Below are 20,866 nucleotides of genomic sequence, written 5' to 3' on the forward strand. Positions count from 1 at the left end.
GATCGGCGGATGCTGGTGCTGCTGGACCTGTCGTTCTGCCGGGACGGGGTGTCGTGAGGGGCGGGATCTCGCTCGGGCGCCCGTTCGGGGTGCCGTTGTGGTTGTCGCCGTCGTGGTTCCTGTTCGCGGCGCTGATCGTGTGGATCTTCGCTCCCGTCGTGCAGCTGCGGGTGCCCGGTGCCGCGTCGTACGTGGTGGCCTTCGGGTACGCGGTGATGCTGCTGGTCTCGGTGCTGCTGCACGAGGTGGCGCACGCCCTGGCGGCGAAGTGGTCGGGGATGCGGGTGACCGGCATCGTCCTGAACGTCTGGGGTGGGTTCACCTCGCACGAGGGCCGCACCGGTCCGGGCCGCAGCCTGCTGATCGCCGTGGTCGGCCCCGTCGTCAACGCCGTCATCGCCCTGGCGGCGTGGCAGCTGGGCGGGGTGGTGCGCGACCAGCCGGGCGGCGGTGGCGTCCTGGGGCTGCTGCTGGGGGCGCTGATGCTGTCGAACGCGCTGCTGGCGGTGTTCAACCTGCTGCCGGGGTTGCCGCTGGACGGTGGTCACGCGCTGGAGGCGGTGGTCTGGAAGGTCCGCGGGGACCGGCTGGCCGGAACGGTCGTGGCCGGCTGGGTGGGCCGGGTGCTGGCGGTGGTGGTGTTCGCGGCCGGGTTGCTCGGTCCCCGGCTGCTGGGCTGGCAGACGTCGCTGACCGACGTGGTGTGGGCGGCTCTGGTGGGGGCCCTGCTGTGGCAGGGGGCGTCGGAGGCGTTGCGGTTCGCCTCCCAGCAGCGGCGGGTGCCGGCGCTGTCGGCGCGGGAGCTGCAGCGGCCGGCGATCGGGGTCAACGCGCGGGCCACGGTCGAGGAGGTCGTCCGCTCGGCGCGGGCCGCCATCGACGCCGGGGCCACGGCCGGGTCGACCAGGGACCTGGAGGTCGTGCTGGTGACCGACGACGGGCACCCGGTGGCCGTGGTGGACACGACGGCGTTGCGGCAGGTGCCGCAGGAACGGCGGACGTCGCTGGGGGCCGGGGCCACGGCGCGGGCGCTGCCGCCGCGGTCGTGGCTGCCGGAGGACCTGTCGGGGGAACAGTTGCTCCAGGCCGTGCAGGTGCGGCCGGGGGAGCACGTCGTCGTCGACCGCACCGGGCGGGTGCGCGGACTGCTGCACACCGGTGACGTGATCGCGGCCGTCACGGCTCGCTGACTCTTGCAGAAGGAACGGAAGGAACTGTTGTGACCAACCCCGCCCACCCGAGCCCTGCCCACCCCACGGGTGCGCACACGCGTCGGGGCCCGCTGCGCGAAGGGGAGCGGGTGCAGCTGACCGACCCGCGGGGCCGGATGCACACGATCACCCTGACCCCGGGCAAGGAGTTCCACACCCACCGCGGCAAGGTCCTGCACGACGACCTGATCGGGCGGCCGGACGGGACGACGATCACGAACACGGCGCAGATCCAGTACCTGGTGATGCGGCCGCTGCTGGCCGACTTCGTGCTGTCGATGCCGCGCGGCGCGGCGGTGGTCTACCCCAAGGACGCCGGGCAGATCGTGCAGATGGCCGACGTCTTCCCCGGCGCCACGGTCATCGAGGCCGGGGTCGGGTCGGGGGCGCTGACGATGTCGCTGCTGCGCGCGGTCGGCGACCAGGGGCAGGTGCACTCCTTCGAGCGGCGGCAGGACTTCGCCGACGTCGCCCGCGGGAACGTGGAGACGTTCTTCGGCGGCACCCACCCGGCGTGGACGCTGCGGGTCGGGGACCTGGTCGAGACGTTGCCCTCGGTGGGTCTGCAGGCCGACCGGGCGGTGCTGGACATGCTGGCGCCGTGGGAGTGCCTGGACGCCGTGGCCGACGCGCTGGCGCCGGGTGGGGTGCTGATCTGCTACGTCGCGACGGCCACGCAGCTGTCGCGGGTGGCCGAGGCGATGCGTGACTCCGGCCGCTGGACCGAGCCGGAGGCGTGGGAGTCGATGGTGCGCGGCTGGCACCTGGAGGGGCTGGCGGTGCGCCCGCAGCACCGGATGATCGGCCACACCGGGTTCCTCATCACCTCCCGCCGGCTCGCCGACGGCGTGACGCCGCCGCTGCGCAAGCGCCGGCCGGCGCCGGGGGCCTACCCGACCGATGCCGGCGAGGGCGGCGAGGGCGCGGGGGTCGTCGTGGAGGACGGCACCGAGTACGGCGACCGGCCGGTCTCGGACCGCAAGGTGCGCAAGGCGGCCCGGGAGGCCGCCCGGGGTGCCGAGGCCTCGGCCGGCACCGACGCCGGCACCGACACCGACGCCGGCACCCACGACTGATCCGCTCCCTGCGCGGTGATCGGGCAGGGGGTCCCCGCCGATCACCGCGGAGGGGTGCACGGGCGGCCCCGTCGCGGGAGCCGGTGCGGCTGTCAGGGACGTGCCGTCCGGGAGCGACGGCGACCGGTGCGGGCCGCGTCGGGGCGCCGGACTGCGCCGTCTTCGTGCACGACTGCGCGAACCGCCGGACGGGGCGGTGCTCGGCGCGGTATGAACACGGCACCACGGTCGGTGGCCTCGCCTGATCGAGCCCGGCCGGTTCCCGCGACCCCCGGCGCCGAAGGAGTCCCCGTCATGGCCGACCGCGCAGTCCCGCAGGACGTCGACGTCGTGGTGGTGGGCGCCGGGCCGGCCGGCCTGCTGACGGCGCACCTGCTGCGGCGGCAGGGGCTGCGGGCCGTGGTGCTCGAACGGTCCAGCCGCGAGCACGTCGAGGCGCGGGTGCGCGCCGGGCTGCTGGAACTGGGGACGGTCGAGGCGCTGCGCAAGGCGGGGCTGGCGGGCCGGCTGGACGCCGAGGCCCTCGTGCACGACGGCCTGGAGTTCCGGGTGGACGGGGTCTCGCACCGGCTGGCGTTCGGGGAGCTGACCGGGACGCCGGTGTTCATGTACGGCCAGCAGCTGGTCGTGCGGGACCTGCTGGCGGCCGCCGACGCCGACGAGGCGGAGGTCCGGTTCGAGGCCACCGACGTGCAGCTGTCCGGGCTGACGTCGCCGACCCCGCTGGTCACGGCGACGACCCCGGAGGGCCCGGTGGCCTTCCGCTGCCGCGCGGTGGCCGGCTGCGACGGCTACCACGGTGTCTCGCGCCGGGCGGCGCCCGCGGGAGTCTTCCGGGAGTTCGTGCGCGAGCACCCCTACGCCTGGTTCGGCGCCCTGGCGCACACCCCACCGGTGTCGGAGGAGCTCGTCTACACGATCTCCGAGCGGGGTTTCGCGCTGCTCAGCATGCGCTCGCGCTCGGTCAGCCGCGTCTACCTGCAGGTTCCGCGCGGCACCCGGCCGCAGGACGTCCCGGACGAGCAGTTGTGGAGCGAACTGCAGCAGCGGCTGGGCGGCGGGACCGCGCTCACCCCGGGGCCGGTCCTGGAGCGGGTCCTGGTGGACCTGCGCAGCGTGGTCGTCGAACCCATGCAGTACGGCCGGCTGTTCCTGGCCGGGGACGCCGCCCACATCGTCCCACCCAGCGCGGCCAAGGGGCTGAACATGGCCGTGGAGGACGCCGAGGCGCTGGCCGAGGCGCTGGTCGCCGACCTGCGCGACGGGCAGCCGGAGCTGCTGGCGACGTACTCCCAGCGCCGGCTGCCCGGGGTGTGGCAGGCCCAGGCGTTCTCGGACCTCACCACCAACCTGTTCCACACCCCCGGCGGCGCGGACCCGCACGCCGCGGCCCTGGCGGACCGGTTGCGGCGGGCGGCGCTGCAGCGCGTGCTGGACTCCACGACGGCCGCGCGGGACTTCTCCGAGCACTACGTGGGCGCCGCCCGGCGCTGAGGCGCTACCGGGTCAGAGCAGCCACTGCCGCGGTGGGTTGGAGACCTGCGGCAGGACCCGCTCGCCCGGCTCGGGAGCGGCCCAGCGGACCCCGTTGGCCAGGACCTGCTGGATCTCGGTCTGCTGGTAGACCGGGTACTCCTGGTCACCGGGGGAGAAGTAGAAGATCCGGCCGCGGCCGCGGGTGAACGTCACCCCGGACCGGAAGACCTCACCACCGGCGAACGAGCTGATGAAGATCAGGTCGTCGGGGTCGGGGATGTCGAACAGTTCCCCGTACATCTCCTGCTTCGGGATGACGATGGGGTGCGGGATCCCCTCGGCGATCGGGTGGGAGGGCTTCACCGTCCAGACCAGTTCCTGCTCGCCCTCGTTGCGCCAGGCCAGCGAGCACGTCGTGCCGAGCAGCGAGCGGAAGATCTTCGAGAAGTGCGCCGAGTGCAGGACCAGCAGCCCCATCCCACCCAGCACGTGCTCCTTGACCCGTTCGACCACGGCGTCGTCGACCTGGTCGTGCGCGGCGTGCCCCCACCAGAGCACGACGTCGGTGTTCTCCAGGACCTCCGCGCTCAGCCCGTGCTCGGGATCGGCCAGCGTCGCGGTGCTCACCTCGGCGTCGTCGGGCAGGAACTTGCGCAGCCCGGCCGCGATGGCCCCGTGCATGCCCTCGGGGTAGTACTCCCCGATGTTCGCCGGGTGCTGGTTGGCCTCGTGGACACCCTCGTTCCAGACGAGAACCCTCATGCGACCGTCCCCCCGATCTGCTCGACCTGCTCGACCCTGCCCGACGCCGCGGACCGCGCCGCCGCCTCCATGAGCGCCACGCTGCCCAGGTTCGACCGGCCCGTCACGTCCGGGGCGGCGCCGCCCTGGACGGCGCGGGCGAACTGGCGCAGTCCCGCCGACCGGCCCCACAGGTCCATCTCCGGCAGCTGGACGGGTTTCGCCGGTCCTCCCCGCAGGCTGATCCGGACGTCGTCGTCGGCGGGGCCGTCGTCACCGCGCCCGGTCAGCGAGAGGTGACCGTGCTCGCCGTCGAAGCTCCACTCCCCGTCCCACAACGTCTGCGGGGCGCGGGAGACCCAGCTGCCGCGGTAGCTGCAGACCAGCCCGCCCTCCAGTTCGATGACCAGGACGGCGGAGGCCTCCTCGGTGTACCTGCTCCACGACGGGTCGGTCACCTTGGCGTAGACGCTGACCGCCTCGCGGCCGGTCGTCATCCGCAGCAGGTCGAAGTGGTGGATCGCCATGTCGTAGATGAGGGGGTGCGGGAACTGGTAGTGCCGGTAGGTCTCCACCGGCGCGTCGTGGTCCCAGCGGCGGAAGTCGACGTGGACGACCGACAGGTCGCCGATCGCGCCCTCGGCGAGGAGTTCGCGGACCTTCTGCGGACCGGGGTAGAAGCGGTAGTTCTGACTGACCTGCAGGACCAGGCCGAGTTCCTCGGCGCGCTCGACGGCGGTGCGGGCCTCGGCGACGGTTCCCGCGAACGGCTTCTCGACCAGGACGTGCAGTCCGGCGTCGAACGCCTCGAGCGCGACGGGAACGTGGAACGTCATGGGCGCGGTGACCACGGCGCCGTCGGCCTCGACGTTCTTCGCCGCCTCGTCCAGGGAGGTGAAGCACATGTCGTCGGGCAGGCCGAGCTTCTGCTGCGCCGCCCGCAGCGTGGGCTCGTGCGCGTCGACGATGGCGACCCGGTCCACCTCGCCGACGGGTGGGATGGCGTTGCGCTCCCAGTCACCTCCCCAGCCGCCGAGTCCGACGTGGATGATCCTCGTCTTGGGCATGTCGTTCCTGTCCTGGGTGATGTCACCGGCGACCACGGTCGAAACGCTACACGCTGGGCAGGCGCAGCGGGCAGTGGCTCCGCGGCGTGTGGGATCGTTCCCGGACGCTTCCCCGGACGCTTCCCCGGACGCTTCCCGGGACGCCCGCGGCCGCCGGGGGCCGAGCCCGTGCTCACCCGCGGCCCGCGCCGCGGGTGAGCACCCGGCCACGGGTCGGCGGCCTATCCGGACCCGGGGCGTCGCGACGGGGACGTTCCGACACCGGTTCCGCGTCCGGAGGGGCCGCGGTGTCCCGGTCCGGACGGCTCCGACGGGAGCAGTTCCCGCAGGCGCCGGACCCGGTCGACGACCGCCGGGTGCTCCGCGGGCCAGTTCCGCAGCGGCCCGTACCAGCGGCACAGCTGCCGCAACCCCAGCAGCACCGCGCTGCGGACCAGGACGGTGGGCTCGGGGGCCTGGCCGTACCCGCGCAGCAGGTGCGGCAGCAGGGGCGCGGGGATCCGTTCACCCTCGTGCAGCAGGAAGTGCGCCAGGTCGAACCAGGGTTCGGCACCGCGCACCTCCCCGAAGTCGATGAACCCCGTGAACCGCGGGCCCACGCAGAAGACCGGCGTGGTGTCGAAGTCGCCGTGGACCAGCCGGGCCGGGACGTCCAGAGCCGCCTGCTCCTCGACCAGCCGGGCCAGCACCGCCAGCTCGGACGGCGGGAACAGCGCCGACAACCGTCCCGGCCACGGGTCCGGCAGCCACGAGCGGACGAACTCGGCGTGCGTGGCGAACTCGCCGCGCAACGGCCAGCCCGGGCCGTCCCGGCGGACGAACCCGAAACCGTCGACGGGGAAGGAGTTGACGATGCGCAGGAAGTGCCCGGCGGCCGCGAGCACCGACGGCGCGTCCTGGAGCCGGGACAACGGCTCGCCGGGCACCTCCGTCGTCAGCCCGACGGAGCGCTGCACACCGGCGTCCCAGCGCACGTGCAGGAACTGCGGCACCGGGACCCCGGCCGCCAGCAGCCGGTCGTGCAGTGCGGCGTCGGTGCGCAGGTCGTCGCCCGGTTCCTCCCCGAAGCGCAGGTAGAACGTCTCCCCGTGGCGGCGGACCCGGTGGACGACGGTGGAGACGCCCCCGGCCACCCGCTCGACGGAGAGCACCGGTTCAGCCGGCGTCCGCCCCGGTGGCGACGGGCCGGTCGGGATCGGTCACCCACTCCGACCACGACCCCGGGTACAGCACACCGGAGAGCCCGGCGACCTCCAGGGCCAGCAGCGTGTGGGCGGCCGTGACCCCGCTGCCGCAGTAGGCACCCACCTGCACGCCCGGCGCGAGGCCCAGGGCCGCGAACCGCTCGCGCAGCTGCCCCGGCGGCAGGAACGTCCCGTCGGCGGTGACGTTCTGCGTCGTGGGGGAGTTCACGGCCCCGGGGACGTGACCGGCGACGGGGTCGACCGGCTCGGACTCACCGCGGTACCGCTCCGGGGCCCGCGCGTCCAGCAGCACCCCGGAGCGGGCGAGGTCGGCGGCGCGCGCGGCGTCGAGGACGGGCAGCGACCCCGGCCGCACCACGACGTCGCCGGGTGCGGGCACCGGCACGTCCGTCGTGAGGACCCCGCCCTCGCGGACCCAGGACGCCAGCCCACCGTCGAGGACGCGGACGTCGCTCAGGCCCGCCCAGCGCAGGACCCACCACGCGCGGGCCGCGCTCGTGGAGTTCGCGGCGTCGTGGACGACGACCCGGGAGTCGGTGGACACCCCGGCCCCGCGCAGGACCTCCTGCAGGGCGGCCGGGTCCGGCAACGGGTGCCGGCCCTCACCGGTGGCGCGGGGACGCGCCAGCTGGGTCTCGAGGTCGACGTACACGGCGCCCGGGAGGTGACCCCCGGCGTACTCCTGCGCGCCGTCCGGGCCGCCCAGGGACCAGCGCACGTCGAGCAGGACGGGTGGGCGGTCGCCGAGCAGCTCCCGCTGGAGTCCGGCTGCGTCGATGAGCGGTGCCACGGGTGCCACGCTTGTCCCTCCGGGTTCTCGGTGCCGAGCGCGAGTGTACGGTCGCGCCGTGAAGCGCTGGTCCGACGTGCCCGTCCTGCGTCGCGTCGAACCCTTCGTCGTGGCCATCCTGACGGCCGTGCTCGTCGCGGCCCTGCTGCCGGCCGGCGGTGCGCTCGCCACCGGGTTCTCCTGGGCCACCACGATCGGGGTCGGTGTCCTCTTCTTCGTCTACGGCGCCCGGATGGCCCCGGCGGAGGCCGTGGCGGGGCTGCGGAACTGGCGCCTGCAGGGCGCCGTCGCGGCGACGACGTACCTGCTGTTCCCCGTGCTGGGCGTCCTGCTCGCCCTCGTCGTCGGCCACCTCCTGGACGACGGGCTGGTGGCGGGTCTGCTGTTCCTGGCCGCGCTGCCCTCCACGGTGCAGTCCTGCGTGGTGTTCACCGCGATGGCGCACGGCAACGTCCCCGGCGCCGTGGTCAGCGCCACCGTCTCCAACCTCGCCGGCATCGGGCTGACCCCGGTGCTGGCCGCGCTGCTGCTGGGGTCCTCCGGGGCCGGTCCCGACGCCGGCGCCGTGGGCCGGATCGTCCTGCAGCTGCTCGTGCCGTTCCTGCTCGGGCTGCTCTGCGGCCGGTGGATCGGCCCGTGGGTGCGGGCCCACAGGAAGCAGCTCACGCTGTTCGACCGCGGGGTCATCGTCGCGGTCGTCTACGCGGCCTTCAGCCGCGGCGTGCGTCAGGGCGTGTGGCAGGAGGTCGGCGCCGGCGAGGTCGCCGTCGTGCTGGCCTGCGCCGCAGTCCTGCTGACCGCCTCGCTCGCGGCCGCCTGGTGGGTTCCGCGGTGGTGGCGGGCCAACCGCGCCGACCGGGTGACGGTCCTGTTCTGCGGGTCCAACAAGTCGCTGGCCACGGGCCTGCCGATGGCCATGGTGCTGTTCGACCCGCACGTCGTGGGCCTGGTGGCGCTACCGGTCATCCTCTACCACCCGCTCCAGATCACCGTCTGCTCCTTCCTCGCCGCCCGCCTCGGCCGGGCTCCCGGAGTTGCGGCGCTCCAGGGGTGAGGCGTCGAACTCGACGTTGACCCGCTCGAACCCCTTGTGCCGCTGCGCCTGCGCGATCCGGGTGTAGGCGCGCTCGTCGCCCTCGGTGAGGACGACGGAGTCGGTGAAGGGGGTCAGCAGCGCTCGCGGGTACAGCTTGCGGCTGCGCACGACGTCGGCCTCGACGCACAGGACGACGCAGCAGGAGGTGATGAACAGGAAGACGATCAGACCCAGGATGGCGGTGAACACCTGGTTGGACAGGCTGCTGCGTTCACCGACGAGCCCGACGAGCCGGCCCCCGAACTGCTGCAGGAACTGCCAGAGCACCGCCATCGTGACCGCGCCCGGCAGGACGGTCCCGAACGGCGGCCGGTGGGCGGCGGCCAGCCAGAAGGCGAAGGTGAACCCGATCGCCGCCAGCACGGTGTAGCCGACCCGGCTCGCCCACGTCAGGGCGGCGCCACCGGTGCCGATCACGTCGCCCAGGACGATGTTGAGCACCGTCGTGCCGACGACGAACAACCCGGCCGTGACCATGAGCAGCAGGCTGCGCAACCGCGACTTGAAGGGGTTCGGCCGGTCGTTGCGGGGGATGCCCCAGGCGATGTTGACGGCGTTCTGGACCGCCAGCCCCACCCCGAGCGCACCGTAGAGGGCGCCGGCGGTGCCGATGGCCAGCCCCACGCCGCCACCCCCCAGCGCTCCCGGGTCACCCAGCTCCTGGCCGATCACCGGGATCTGGGTGAAGGCCGAGTCGAGGATCGCCTCCTGCGCGCCGGGATCGCCGGACAGGACGTAGCCCAGGACGGTCGAGAGCAGGAGGAAGGCCGGGACCAGGCCCAGGAACCCGTAGTAGGTGATCAGGGCGGCCAGGTAGGCGCCCTGGTCCTCGAAGAACTTGTAGACGACCGCGAGGGGGTAGCTGACCAGGGGGTGCCGGCGTTGGAACCCGTCGAGCCGCGAGACCCACGACATCGACCTGTTCCCCCAGCGTCCGCCCGTCCTTGCCGGGAGAAGGTTACGGGCAGCTGATCACCTGCGCACGCCGTCCAGCAGTGCCACGATGCGCGGCCACACGCCCGAGGCCGGGTCGATGACCGAGAAGTGGTGCCCCTCGTCCTCCAGCACCGCCACGTCGTCGCCGGCCGCCCGGGCCGCGTCGGCGAACCGGCGCGAGGCGTCGAGCAGGTCGGGGTCGTCACCGCGGCAGCACACGACGGCCACCGGCAGGCCGATCGGCAGCCGGGACAGCGGGGAGGAGGCCGCGTAGACCTCCGGCAGCTCCTCCGGCGTCCCGCCCAGAGCGGCGGCGACGGCGTGCTCGGACAGGCCCCGGGCGTGGACGGAGTGCAGGTCCAGGCACCCGGCCAGCGAGACCGTCAGCGCCGGGCGCAGCGAGGCGGACACGCGGTCCGCCGCCAGCCGGACGACGAGCTGCCCGCCCGCGGAGTGGCCCAGGGTCACCACGCGGTCCAGGTCCAGCGGCGCGTCCACTCGCCCCAGCGCCTCGAAGGCCGCCTCGACGTCGGCCGTCGTCGCGGTCCAGTCGTGCCGGTCGGGGCGGCGGTACTCCACGTTCCAGACGGCGAACCCGCGGGCGGTCAGGTCGACGGCCGTGGCGTGCGACAGGTCGTTCTCCCAGCGCGAGCGCCAGTACCCGCCGTGCACCAGCACCGCGACCGGGAAGGGGCCCTCCCCGGTGGGCAGGTGCAGGAAGGCGTACTGGTCGGGATGGTCGCCGTAGGCGTACCGGGTCCCGGGTGCGGTGCGGTGGAAGTGCCAGTCGTCGACGGCGAAGCGCAGTCCCTCCATGCCGCGCCAGCGGATGTGCCGGCGGACGCTGCGGGAGGGGTCGGGCTCGCGGGCGTCGAGGTCGACGCGCACGACGGTGGTGCCGGCAGGGGCCTGCACCCTGGCCAGCAGCTCGTCGGCGGGGGTGTCGTCGCCGGGCAGCAGCAGGAACTCCCCGTCGGCCGCGGCCGCGCGGACCGCGGCGGCGAACTCCTGCGGGCCCGACGTCAGGACGAGGTCGCCGGCCAGCCCCCGGACCGCCAGCGCGGCCTCGAACACCTCCCGGCCGGTTCGCGACCCGGCCAGCACACCCGGCGCCGCGACCGCGGTGACCTTCACGACCCGATCTCCGTCCGGACGGCGTACAGCTCGGGGAAGAACGTGAGGTCCAGGGCCCGGGCCAGGAAGTCCACCCCGGAGGAGCCGCCGGTGCCGCGTTTGAAGCCGATGGTGCGTTCGACGGTCTTCAGGTGCCGGAACCGCCACAGCTGGAAGTTCTCCTCCAGGTCGACCAGTTCCTCGCACGCCTCGTACTCGGTCCAGTACCGGTCGGCGTTCTCGTAGATCCGCCGGAACACCGGGACCAGGTCGGGGGTGTGGACGTGCGCCGTGGTGACGTCGCGCGTCAGCAGCGCGGCCGGGACGTCGTGCCCGCGGCGGGCCAGGAAGCGCAGGAACTCGTCGTACAGGCTGGGCGCCGCCAGCAGCTCGGCCAGTTCCGCGTGCCGCGGCGCGTCGTGCGCGAAGACGTCCAGCATCTTCGCGTTCTTGTTGCCCAGGGCGAACTCGACGGCCCGGTACTGGTGGCTCTGGAAGCCCGAGGAGTTGGCCAGGAACCCGCGGAACTGGGCGTACTCGGTCGGGGTGAGCGTGGCCAGGACCGACCACTGCTCGGTCAGGGTGCGCTGGATGTGCTTGACCCGGGCGATGTTCTTCAGCGCCGTCTTCAGGTCGTCGGCCGCGATCGCGCGCACCGCCGAGCGCAGTTCGTGCAGGACCAGCTTCAGCCACAGCTCGGAGGTCTGGTGCTGGACGATGAACAGCAGTTCGTCGTGGTGCTCGGGCACGCTGAGCGGGTGCTGGGCCGACAGGAGTTCGTCCAGGTGCAGGTAGGAGCCGTAGGACATCTCTCTCGTGAAGTCGGTGACGACGCCCTTCTCGACCTCGCGCGTGTTCTCGTTCCCCATCAGGCGTCCTTCACGATCTGCTGCAGGGCGACGATCCCGTCCAGGACCTCGCCGAAGCTGGTCGACAGCGGCGCCAGCCCGAGGCGGATGCCGTCCGGGGTGCGGAAGTCGGGGACGACCCCGTCGGCCCACAGCTTCTGCGTCACCTCGCGGAAGTCGCTGCGGCGCAACGTGATGTGCCCACCACGGGCGGCGGCCTCGCGGGGGGTGGCGACCTGGACGCCGTGGGGGGCGAGGAGTTCGTCGGCCAGGTCGAGCGCGAACTGCGTCAGCAGCACCGACTTCTGGCGGACCGCCGCGATCCCGGCCCGTTCCAGCTGCTCGACCCCCACCCGCACCGGCACCATGCCCACGATCGGCGGGGTGCCGGAGATCAGCTGCCGCACTCCCGGGTCGGGCCGGTACCCCTGACCCATCGCGAAGGGGTCGGCGTGTCCCATCCAGCCCTGCACGGGCTGGCGCAGGACGCCCTGGTGCCGGGTGGCCAGGTACCCGAACGCCGGGGCTCCGGGGCCGCCGTTGAGGTACTTGTAGGAGCAGCCCACGGCGAGGTCGACACCCCAGGAGTCCAAGGCCAGCTCGACCGAGCCCGCCGAGTGGCACAGGTCCCACAGCACCAGAGCGCCGGCGTCCTGCACGACGCGGGTGATGCCGGCCGCGTCGGCCAGGTGGCCCGAGCGGTAGGCGACGTGGCTGAAGGTGGCCAGCGCCGTGCGCGGACCGACGGCCGCGCGCACCTGCTCGGCCGTGATCCCCGCGGCGGGGTCGGTCTCGATCCAGCGCAGCCTCACCCCGCGCTCGGCGGCGATGCCCTCCAGCACGAACCGGTCGGTGGGGAAGTTGTCGGTGTCGCAGACGACCTCGTCACGTCCCTGGGCCAGACCGGCGTCCACCGCGGCGCGCACCAGCTTGTAGAACAGGACCGTGGTGGAGTCGGCCACCACCGTCTGCCCGGCCGCCGCGCCCAGGACGACACGGCCGATCTGGTCGCCCAGCAGCGTCGGCCAGTCCATCCACCCGCCGTGCTCGTCCTCGGTCCAGCCCTGGATGAGCCGCCCGCCCCACTCCCTCCGGACGAACCGGTCGACCTCGGTCGCGGTCGCCTTCAGCGGCCGGCCCAGGGAGTTGCCGTCGAGGTAGGCGCTGACGCCCGGGGCGGCCTCGAGAAGGAACTCGTCGCGGAAGGACGCCAGCGGGTCGGCCGCGTCCAGATCGGCCGCGCGGTCGGCGTGCTGCGTGCTCACAGGTCTCTCCTCGTGCTCGGTCAGGGTCGCTGGTCGCGGCGGCGGGCGCTGCGACCGGAGCGGTACTGCTTCGGCCACGAGTGTCCCCGATGACCGAGGTCGAGTGCCGCGTTGAGGGTCCAGTACGGGTCGACGAGGTGCGGGCGGGCCAGCAGGGCCAGGTCCGCGCGACCGGTGACCACGACGGTGTTGGCGTCCTCGACCGAGGAGATCGCCCCCACGGTCATGGTCGGGACGCCCGCCTCCTGGCGGATCCGGTCGCTGAAGGGTGTCTGGTAGAGCCGGCCGTAGGCGGGAGCCGCCTCGGTGCTGGTCTGCCCGGTGGACACGTCCACGACGTCGGCGCCGTGCTCGTGCAGCCAGCGGGACAGCACGACGGCGTCGTCCCCGCTGAACGCGCCCGGCGCCCAGTCGGTGGCGCTGATGCGCACCGACAGCGGCTTGTCCTGCGGCCACACGGCGCGGACGGCGTCGAGCACCTCCAGCGCGAACCGGGCCCGGCCGGCGAGGTCGCCGCCGTAGGCGTCGGCGCGGTGGTTGGACAGCGGCGACAGGAAGCTGGAGACCAGGTACCCGTGCGCGAAGTGCAGCTCCAGCCAGTCGAAGCCGGCGGCATCGGCACGGCGGGCGGCCTCGACGTGCTCGGCGGTCACCTGCGCGATCTGCCCGGCCGTCATCTCCCGCGGCACGGGGGACCCGGCGCGGTAGGGGACCGGCGAGGGGCCCAGGACCTCCCAGCCGCCCTCGGGCAGCGGCTCGTCCATGCCCTCCCACATGACCTTGGTCGACCCCTTGCGGCCCGAGTGCCCGATCTGGGCGGCGATCTTCGCCTGCGTGTTCTCGTGGACGAAGTCGACGACGCGGGCCCAGGCGTCCTGCTGCTCCTCGCTCCACAGGCCCGGGCAGCCGGGGGTGATGCGCCCCTGCGGCGACACGCACGTCATCTCGGTGACCACCAGCCCGGCGCCGCCGACGGCGCGCGAGCCGTAGTGGACCAGGTGCCAGTCGGTGGGCATCCCGTCGACGGCGGAGTACTGGGCCATGGGGGAGACGACGATCCGGTTGGGCAGGGTCAGGCCCTTGATCCGGTACGGGTGGAACATCGGGGGGGTGCCGTCGGCGACGTCGGCGCCGCTGGCGCGCGTCCGGGCGGCGAACCACTCGTCGAGCCGGCCGGTGTACCGCGCGTCGCGCAGCCGCAGGTTGTCGTAGGTGATGCGCTGGCTGCGGGTCAGCAGCGCGGCCGTGAACTGCGCCGGGTCGAGGTCGCGGTAGCGGGCGGCGCCTTCGAACCACTCCAGGCTCGTCTGGGCCGACCGCTGCAGCGAGGCCACGACGGGCCGCCGGTCGGCCTCGTAGGCCGCGAGGGCGTGCTCGACCGTGTCGTGCGCGGTCACGGCCGCCACGAGGGCGATGGCGTCCTCCAGGGCCAGCTTGGTGCCCGAGCCGATCGAGAAGTGCGCCGTGTGCGCGGCGTCACCGAGCAGGACGACGTTCCCGTCCGACCACCGCTCGTTGCGCACGACGCCGAAGTTCAGCCACCCGGAGTTGTTGCCCAGCAGCGGGTGCCCGTCCAGGACGTCGGAGAAGATCTTCTCGCAGAAGGCCAGGCTCGCCTCGTCGTTCACCCCGGGTGTGCGCGGGCGGGCGGCGAACTCGGCCAGGCCGGCGCGCTCCCACGTCTCCTCGTCGGTCTCGACGATGAACGTCGAGGTGGTGTCGTCGAAGGGGTAGACGTGCGCCCAGAACATGCCGTGCGGGGTGTCGACGAAGAAGAAGGTGAAGCAGTTGAAGGGCCGGGTCGTGCCGAACCAGACGTACTTGGACGTGCGGACGTCGACGCTGGCGCCGAACACCCCGGGGGCGGAGTTGCGGGTGGCCGAGTTCACGCCGTCGCCGGCGATCACCAGGTCGTGGGAGGCGCGCAGTTCGGCCAGGTCGGGGGAGGGCGTGGAGTGCCTGACGTCGACCCCCAGCTCGAGGGCTCGCTCGGTGAGGATCTGCAGCAGCCGCTTGCGGGCCAGGGCGGCGAACGCGTGCCCGTCGGACCGTTCGACCGAACCCAGGAAGTCGACGTCGATGGCCGACCAGTGCCGGAACTCGGCCTCGATGCGGGCGATCGACACCGGGTCGGCCGCCCGCAGGTTCCCCAGGGTCTCCTCGCTGAAGACGACGCCGAAGCCGAAGGTGTCGTCGACGGCGTTGCGCTCGTACACCGTCACCTCGTGCGCCGGGTCGGCCAGTTTGAGCAGGATCGCCGAGAACAGCCCCGCCGGTCCACCGCCCCGGCAGGCGACCCTCAGCATCCGAGGTCCGTGAGGTGCTCGAAGTCGAGGCCCAGGTCGGTGACCGCCACGGCGACGGCGGCGAGGGCGACCTTGACGTTGGACGCGGCGCACGGGGGCAGGTCACGCCCCGCGAGGTCCTTGAGGGTGGCGTACACGCCGACGAGGTCGGTCTCGTCGGCGGTCAGCGGGCTGCCCAGCAGGTCGGTGGTCATCGGTTCCTCAGACGGTGGCGGGAACGGGAACGGCGGGACGCTCGTCCACGAGGCGTTTGGCCTTGAGCTCGAAGCGCGGGAGTTCGTCCGTCGCCGCTCGCTCGACGATGAAGCGCAGCCCTTCGTGGGCGTCGGCGAGGTCGCTGCCGATGCGGCGGGCCATCGACGCCCACTCGTCGTCGGACAGCGTCGGTGCGGGTTCGATGCGCAGCCGGATCTCGTCCCGGATCCCCTCGCGGGTGATGCGCAGCTGGAACTCCTCGACGTGGGGGTAGGTGCGCACGATGCCCTCCACCGCGCGCGGGTACACGTTGGTGCCGCGCACGAGCTTCATGTCGTCGACCCGGCCGAGGATGCCACCGGCGTACAGGTCCCAGGTGCGGCCGGAGTTCGACGCCGTGTGCGGGACCTTCACGACGAGGTCGGCGGTGCGGTAGCGCAGCAGCGGGACGGTGCCGCGGCCGAAGCTGGTGCAGACCCGTTCGCCCTGTTCGCCGTAGGCCACCTCGCGGCCGGTCTCGGGGTCGACGACCTGCTCGATGAAGTGGTCCTCGATGACGTGGCAGCCGCCGGGCTGGTCGGCGGGTTCGAACATGAAGATCGTGGACACCTCGGTCATCCCCGCGGTGTCGTAGGCCTTGGCGCCCCACGCCTTCTCGATGAGCGCCTTGGTCTCGGGGATCGACCCGGCGGGTTCGCCCGACAGGATGACGGTGTGCACCTTCGAGGCCGGCAGGTCGATGCCCAGGGCCTCGGCCTCCTGGGCCATCCGCAACGCGTAGGTCGGGGTGGAGGCCACCACCGTGACGTCGAAGTCGACGATCTGCCGGACCCGCGTGGTGGTGGTCTGCGCCCCGCCGGGGATGGTCAGCGCGCCGATCTTCTCCAGGCCGTTGTGCAGGCCCCAGAACCCGATGAACGAGCCGTAGCCGAAGGCGACGTAGCCGACGTCGTGCGGACGGACGCCGGCGCCCCACAGGGCGTAGCACCACATCTCCGCCGACCAGGCCCAGTCCTTGCGCGAATCCAGTGCTCGCAGCGGGGTCCGGCCGGAGGTGCCCGACGTGGTGTGCATCCGGATGGACCCGGCCGCGCCGGTGACGGGGATCTCCCCGTAAGGGCCGAACGCGTCCTGCGAGGCCATCCAGTCCTCGCGGGTGAGGAACGGGATGCGGTCGACGTCGTCCCAGGACGTCAGCTGGTCGGGGGAGAAACCCGCGGCCTTGAACGCGCGCTGGTGGAACGGGCTGCGTTCGGCCGCCCAGGCCGCCTGCCGTCGCAACTTGGCCAGCTGCAGGGCCCTCAGCTGTTCGCGTGGCAGGGTCTCGGTCTTGGGGTTCCAGAAGGGCGAGTCGCTCACGTACTGACCTCCGGTAGTAGGTGGAGAACAACCTAACGTCGAACTGACGCCCGTCACAGTGCCGTCACGTTAAGCCTGCGTTACTTGTGGCGTAGATTGCGCTGCGTGAGCAGGAACCCCACGCATCCGCGCACGCTGCTGGTCGAGTTCCTCGGTGCCTTCGTCCGCCGCCACGACGGCTGGGCCCCCGTGTCGGCCATGGTGACGCTCATGGGGGAGGTCGGCCTGGACGGCGCGAGCGTGCGCACCCTGGTGTCCCGGCTGAAGAGCCGGGGCTGGCTGGAACCGGAGAAGCGCGAGCGGGTCAGCGGGTACCGCTTGACACCGGTCGCGCTGGAGTCCCTCGCCGAGGGCGACGAGGTCGTCTGGCGGGCCCGGCAGGAGGTCTCGCTGGACGACGGGTGGGTCCTCGCGACGTTCTCCGTCCCGGAGTCCGAACGGGCCAAGCGGCACCTGCTGCGGTCCCGCCTGAGCGGTCTGGGTTTCGGCAACATCGGCCCCGGGGTCTGGATCGCACCGGCCCGCATGCTCACCCCCGCGCGCTCCCTGCTGTCCCGGCTCGAGCTGCTGCAGTTCGTCGACCTGTTCTGCGCCCGGGTCGCCCCGGGCGGGGACGGGCCGGCCGAGCTGGCGGGCCTCATCGCCCGCGGCTGGGACCTGGCGGAGCTCGGCGGCGAGTACGACGCCTTCGTCGTCGACCGGCGACCGGTCGCCGACCGCTGGGCCGAGGAACCGGGGACCGACGGCGAGGCCTTCGCCGAGTACGTCCTGGCGCTGAACCAGTGGCGGCAGTTGCCGTTCAAGGACCCGGGACTGCCGCACGAGCTCCTCGGCCCGGACTGGGCGGGCCGGGCGGCCGGGGAGTTGTTCGTGCGGTTGGTCGATCTGCTCGAGGAGCCGGCCCAGCGCCACGCCGCCTCGTTGTGGCCCTAGGCTCGCCGGTAGCCGACGAGGGTCTCGTCCGGAACGTCGTCGAGGTTGACGACGATGTTCTCCGGCGTCCGGGCGGTCAGCCAGACGAGTTCCTCGGTCGTCGACGTGTTGGCCTCGACGTGCGGCATGAACGGCGGGACGAACACGAAGTCGCCCGCGCCCATGTCGACGAACTCGGCGTAGCCCTCGCCGAAGTAGATCCGGGCCGATCCGGTCAGGACGTAGCCGCCGGTCTCGGCCTCCCCGTGGTGGTGCGGCAGCGACCGGTACCCCGGGTCGTTGCTCACCTTCCCGAACCAGATCCTCGTCGCCGGCGTGTGCTGGACGCTGACGCCCGAGACCCGCACCGCCCCGCCGGACTGGCCGGTGTCCTGGTGTTCCGAGCCCGCGCGGGTGACGACGGGACGGACGGTCTGCACTTCAGCGGTCACGGTCTCGCTCCTGGGTGAGTGGGGTGGTGATCCGGCCGAGGCCGGTGATCTCGGTGACGAGTTCGGATCCGGGCCGCAGCGCGGTGAAGGTCGAGACGTCGGCCAGCAGGGGGGCGGCGTCGAACACGAGGTCGGCGGGATGGCCCTCCTGGACGACCTCGCCGTCGAGCAGGCAGCGGATCGTCCGACCTTCCGGTGACCACTCGCCGGGGGTCACCAGCCAGGGATCCAGCGAGGACGAGGCGTCGAAGGCCCCGCCCGCCAGCCACTGTCCCGTGCGCTTCTGCCAGCGGAGGGGATGCGCTGGTGTTCGGCGAGGAACTGGTCGGGGCCGTCCGGAACGAGGTCGAGCTGGCGCAGCACGGGCGACTCCCTGGGATTGCATGTCTCGATGGTTACGATGGTCACGCAACTGACAGATCGAAGTCAATCCCCTCGGAGGCTCCCGTGACGCTCGAACGCATCAACCCCGGCACGCTCGCGAAACCCTCGGGTTTCGCCCACGCCGTGAAGTCTCCCGGTCTGGTCCACCTGTCCGGCCAGACGGCGCTGGGTGCGGACGGTCGCATCGTCGAGGGCGGGATCGTCCCCCAGTTCCGGCAGGCGCTGACCAACCTCCTCGAGGCCCTGCGTGCCGCCGGAGGGCAGCCGGCCGGCCTGGCGTCGGTCAACCTGTACCTCCTGGACATCCCCGACTACCAGGCGCACGGCCGCGAGGTCCGGGACGTCTGGGTCGAACTCGTCGGCCGCGACTACCCGGCGATGACCGGGGTCGGCGTGACCGCGCTGTGGCAGCCGGAGGCCCTCGTCGAGATCCAGGCCACCGCCGTGCTGGACTGAACGTTCCGTTCGCGAGACGACCGTCGAAGGGGTGAAACACGTTCGCTCCAGACTCGTAACACTGCGGAAACGTGACGGCCGTCATGAGGTCGTAGCGTCTGGCTCGTGAACAGCACCGGAGCGGCGAGCTCCATCGACGACATCGACGCCCGGCCGGGCTCGACGACGTCGTTGCTGCGCACGGTGATCGCGACCTACCTGCGCCCGCTCGGCGGCTGGATCGGCACGGCGGCGCTGATCCGGCTGCTGGAGGACGCCGGGGTCCCCGCGCCCCGCACCCGCACCGCTGTGGTGCGGGTGAAGGCCAAGGGCCTGCTGCGCTCCGAGGCGCGCGACGGGGTCCCCGGCTACGCCGTCGCCGAGGACGCCCACCCCATGCTGGTCCGGGCCCATCAGCGCATCCACCACCCGCGCTGGATGCGGCTGGGGGACCGCTGGTGCCTGATCTCCTTCTCGATCCCCGAGGAACTGCGCGACGTCCGCCACCAGCTGCGCCGCCGGCTGCGCTACATCGGGTGCGGCACCGTCTCGGCCGCACTGTGGATCGTGTCGGAGTACCTCGTCGACGAGGTCGAGGAGATCCTCGAAGAACTCGGCGTGCGCGAGCACTGCGCCCTCTTCCTCGCCGACGAGGTGCGGGGGGTCGACGACCTGCCCGCGGCCGTGCGCCGGTGGTGGGACCTCACCGAACTCGGCACGCTGCACCGGGAGTTCCTCGACCGGCACGCCGAGGAGATCCGCTCCCGGCCCGCGACCCTGGCGTCGGCCACGGCCTTCGGACTGTGGACGCGCGCCCTGGACCGGTGGCGGATCATCCCGTACAACGACCCCGGGTTGCCGGCCGAACTCCTGCCGGCCGACTGGCCGGGGCTGAGGGCCACTCCGCTGTTCTTCACCGTCCGCGACGAGGTGGCCCCCCTCGCGGCCGAGCACGTCCGCGCCGTGACCGGCCGTCCCGGGCCGCTGCCCGACCACTTCGAGGAGTGCGCGCATGTCGCGGTACCCCGCACCGCGTGAGCTGCTGCTGCTCGACGGGTGGCAGCACCGCCGGGCCGAACCGGGCCACTGGCAGGGCTGGCTGGCCCAGGCCGCGACCGACGCCGGCTGGACGGTCTCCCACCCGACGCTGCCGCACCCGGAGAACCCCTCGCTCGCCGCCTGGCGCGAGACCGTGGCCTCCCGGCTGACGCCGGGGTGCACCGTCGTCGCCCACGGGCTCAGCGCCCTGGCCTGGTTGCGGTTCGCCGCGCAGGGTCCTGCCGGACCACGGGCCGGCCGGGTCCTCCTGGTCGCCCCGCCGGCCCCCGGCGACCACGGCGGCGACGGCGGCGACGGCGGCGACATCGCCCGCCCGTTGCCCGCCGCGGTCGACCCCGCCGCCGTGCGGGCGCTGAGCCGGGAGGTGCCCCTGCTGGTGTTCGCCCCCGACGACCCCTGGACCCGGCCCGACGCGGGGGCGCTGTACGGCGAACGGCTGGAACTCCCCTCGATCGTCGTCCCCGGGGGCGGGCACCTCAACGCCGCCGCCGGGTTCGGGCCCTGGCCCGCAGCGCTGCACTGGCTGACCGAGGGGTGCTGGCCCGACGCGACCGCCTCGCCCGCGCAGGCGCTCACGGCCGCTCACCGACCCTCGGGCCGCCGGCTGGGGATCGCCGTCGCAGGCGACCTCCCCGACGACCTGCTCTCCCGGGCGGCGGACCTGCTGACCGTCACCGGGCACCGGCCGCTGCGGCGGCTGGCCACCATCCGTCCGCGGTACGGCGAGACCCGCACCCGTCCCAAGGACGTCACCGCCTTCGTGCACCGGTACGGGCACGAGTACACCGTCGTGGTCGTCCCCGAGGAGCTGGACAGCGGCTCCCTCCGGGACGTCTGCCGCAGCGAGGGGTGCGGGCTGGTCACCACCGGACCCGCCTCCCGGCGCTGAACTGCGAGACCTCGCACCGCTGAACGACCACACACCGACCCCCTCGTGAAC

Annotated in this window: 21 protein-coding genes; 8 read left to right on the plus strand and 13 right to left on the minus strand. The window is 73.1% G+C overall.

What is annotated here, in order from left to right:
- Positions 1 to 53 precede the first annotated feature (53 nt).
- From ACRYR2_RS13845 to ACRYR2_RS13855, 3 genes are all read left to right on the plus strand, one after another.
- On the plus strand, positions 54 to 1,190 hold the full coding sequence (locus ACRYR2_RS13845) for a site-2 protease family protein (RefSeq protein WP_432563455.1): 1,137 nt from the start codon (positions 54 to 56) through the stop codon (positions 1,188 to 1,190).
- A gap of 29 nt (positions 1,191 to 1,219) precedes the next feature.
- Positions 1,220 to 2,287: a tRNA (adenine-N1)-methyltransferase gene (locus ACRYR2_RS13850; RefSeq protein ID WP_432563456.1), complete on the plus strand. Its 1,068-nt coding sequence runs from the start codon at positions 1,220 to 1,222 to the stop codon at positions 2,285 to 2,287.
- 294 nt (positions 2,288 to 2,581) lie between these two features.
- A complete protein-coding gene (locus tag ACRYR2_RS13855) occupies positions 2,582 to 3,781 on the plus strand; it encodes a 4-hydroxybenzoate 3-monooxygenase (RefSeq protein ID WP_432563457.1) in 1,200 nt (399 codons plus the stop codon).
- Positions 3,782 to 3,793: 12 nt separating this feature from the next.
- On the opposite strand, the gene ACRYR2_RS13860 is transcribed toward ACRYR2_RS13855, so the two are convergent.
- The 4 genes from ACRYR2_RS13860 to ACRYR2_RS13875 form a co-directional block, all read right to left on the minus strand.
- Positions 3,794 to 4,525: a ThuA domain-containing protein gene (locus tag ACRYR2_RS13860; protein WP_432563458.1), complete on the minus strand. Its 732-nt coding sequence runs from the start codon at positions 4,523 to 4,525 to the stop codon at positions 3,794 to 3,796.
- Entirely contained in the window at positions 4,522 to 5,607 is a 1,086-nt protein-coding gene (locus tag ACRYR2_RS13865; protein ID WP_432563459.1) for a Gfo/Idh/MocA family protein, read from the minus strand. The genes ACRYR2_RS13860 and ACRYR2_RS13865 overlap by 4 nt, the downstream gene beginning before the upstream one ends.
- A 185-nt stretch (positions 5,608 to 5,792) precedes the next feature.
- Positions 5,793 to 6,722: a phosphotransferase family protein gene (locus ACRYR2_RS13870; RefSeq protein ID WP_432563460.1), complete on the minus strand. Its 930-nt coding sequence runs from the start codon at positions 6,720 to 6,722 to the stop codon at positions 5,793 to 5,795.
- A gap of 4 nt (positions 6,723 to 6,726) precedes the next feature.
- On the minus strand, positions 6,727 to 7,566 hold the full coding sequence (locus ACRYR2_RS13875) for a sulfurtransferase (protein ID WP_432563490.1): 840 nt from the start codon (positions 7,564 to 7,566) through the stop codon (positions 6,727 to 6,729).
- A 58-nt stretch (positions 7,567 to 7,624) separates the two neighbouring features.
- Here ACRYR2_RS13875 and ACRYR2_RS13880 point away from each other — a divergent pair, with 58 nt between their 5' ends.
- Positions 7,625 to 8,620 (plus strand): bile acid:sodium symporter family protein, encoded by a 996-nt coding sequence (locus ACRYR2_RS13880; RefSeq protein ID WP_432563461.1) that lies wholly within the window; start codon positions 7,625 to 7,627, stop codon positions 8,618 to 8,620.
- On the opposite strand, the gene ACRYR2_RS13885 is transcribed toward ACRYR2_RS13880, so the two are convergent.
- From ACRYR2_RS13885 to ACRYR2_RS13915, 7 genes are read right to left on the minus strand one after another with little or no spacing between them, the layout of a single operon-like run.
- Positions 8,522 to 9,577: a YihY/virulence factor BrkB family protein gene (locus ACRYR2_RS13885; protein WP_432563462.1), complete on the minus strand. Its 1,056-nt coding sequence runs from the start codon at positions 9,575 to 9,577 to the stop codon at positions 8,522 to 8,524. The two genes, ACRYR2_RS13880 and ACRYR2_RS13885, sit on opposite strands and share 99 nt — an antisense overlap.
- Before the next feature lie 57 nt (positions 9,578 to 9,634).
- Positions 9,635 to 10,732, minus strand: coding sequence for an alpha/beta hydrolase family protein (locus tag ACRYR2_RS13890; protein ID WP_432563463.1), 1,098 nt, complete (start codon positions 10,730 to 10,732; stop codon positions 9,635 to 9,637).
- Complete coding sequence (gene kynA / locus ACRYR2_RS13895; protein ID WP_432563464.1) at positions 10,729 to 11,580, minus strand: tryptophan 2,3-dioxygenase; 852 nt, start codon at positions 11,578 to 11,580, stop codon at positions 10,729 to 10,731. The genes ACRYR2_RS13890 and kynA overlap by 4 nt, the downstream gene beginning before the upstream one ends.
- Complete coding sequence (locus ACRYR2_RS13900; RefSeq protein WP_432563465.1) at positions 11,580 to 12,824, minus strand: kynureninase; 1,245 nt, start codon at positions 12,822 to 12,824, stop codon at positions 11,580 to 11,582. Before ACRYR2_RS13900 ends, kynA begins: the two co-directional genes overlap by 1 nt.
- A 20-nt stretch (positions 12,825 to 12,844) precedes the next feature.
- Positions 12,845 to 15,130 carry a bifunctional salicylyl-CoA 5-hydroxylase/oxidoreductase gene (locus ACRYR2_RS13905; RefSeq protein ID WP_432563466.1) on the minus strand — a complete coding sequence of 762 codons (2,286 nt, stop codon included), beginning with the start codon at positions 15,128 to 15,130 and terminating at the stop codon, positions 12,845 to 12,847.
- Entirely contained in the window at positions 15,124 to 15,324 is a 201-nt protein-coding gene (locus tag ACRYR2_RS13910) for a hypothetical protein (protein ID WP_432563467.1), read from the minus strand. The genes ACRYR2_RS13905 and ACRYR2_RS13910 overlap by 7 nt, the downstream gene beginning before the upstream one ends.
- A gap of 7 nt (positions 15,325 to 15,331) precedes the next feature.
- On the minus strand, positions 15,332 to 16,684 hold the full coding sequence (locus ACRYR2_RS13915) for a phenylacetate--CoA ligase family protein (RefSeq protein ID WP_432563468.1): 1,353 nt from the start codon (positions 16,682 to 16,684) through the stop codon (positions 15,332 to 15,334).
- Between the two features lie 105 nt (positions 16,685 to 16,789).
- On the opposite strand from ACRYR2_RS13915, the gene ACRYR2_RS13920 reads away from it, so the two are divergent.
- Positions 16,790 to 17,617, plus strand: a complete 828-nt coding sequence (locus ACRYR2_RS13920) for a PaaX family transcriptional regulator (protein ID WP_432563469.1) — start codon at positions 16,790 to 16,792, stop codon at positions 17,615 to 17,617.
- Here the strand turns inward: ACRYR2_RS13920 and ACRYR2_RS13925 are convergent.
- Positions 17,614 to 18,048, minus strand: coding sequence for a cupin domain-containing protein (locus ACRYR2_RS13925; RefSeq protein ID WP_432563470.1), 435 nt, complete (start codon positions 18,046 to 18,048; stop codon positions 17,614 to 17,616). The two genes, ACRYR2_RS13920 and ACRYR2_RS13925, sit on opposite strands and share 4 nt — an antisense overlap.
- Positions 18,038 to 18,433 (minus strand): fumarylacetoacetate hydrolase family protein, encoded by a 396-nt coding sequence (locus ACRYR2_RS13930; RefSeq protein WP_432563491.1) that lies wholly within the window; start codon positions 18,431 to 18,433, stop codon positions 18,038 to 18,040. The genes ACRYR2_RS13925 and ACRYR2_RS13930 overlap by 11 nt, the downstream gene beginning before the upstream one ends.
- Positions 18,434 to 18,495: 62 nt before the next feature.
- Between ACRYR2_RS13930 and ACRYR2_RS13935 the strand changes: the two genes are divergently transcribed.
- The 3 genes from ACRYR2_RS13935 to ACRYR2_RS13945 all read left to right on the plus strand — a co-directional run bounded on the left by ACRYR2_RS13935 (position 18,496) and on the right by ACRYR2_RS13945 (position 20,815).
- Positions 18,496 to 18,888 carry a RidA family protein gene (locus ACRYR2_RS13935; RefSeq protein ID WP_432563471.1) on the plus strand — a complete coding sequence of 131 codons (393 nt, stop codon included), beginning with the start codon at positions 18,496 to 18,498 and terminating at the stop codon, positions 18,886 to 18,888.
- 105 nt (positions 18,889 to 18,993) lie between these two features.
- Positions 18,994 to 19,905, plus strand: coding sequence for a PaaX family transcriptional regulator (locus ACRYR2_RS13940; RefSeq protein WP_432563472.1), 912 nt, complete (start codon positions 18,994 to 18,996; stop codon positions 19,903 to 19,905).
- Positions 19,880 to 20,815, plus strand: coding sequence for an RBBP9/YdeN family alpha/beta hydrolase (locus ACRYR2_RS13945; protein WP_432563473.1), 936 nt, complete (start codon positions 19,880 to 19,882; stop codon positions 20,813 to 20,815). Before ACRYR2_RS13940 ends, ACRYR2_RS13945 begins: the two co-directional genes overlap by 26 nt.
- Positions 20,816 to 20,866 lie beyond the last annotated feature (51 nt).

It is taken from the genome of Kineococcus deserti, from assembly GCF_050871945.1.
In the GTDB taxonomy this organism is placed as follows: domain Bacteria; phylum Actinomycetota; class Actinomycetes; order Actinomycetales; family Kineococcaceae; genus Kineococcus.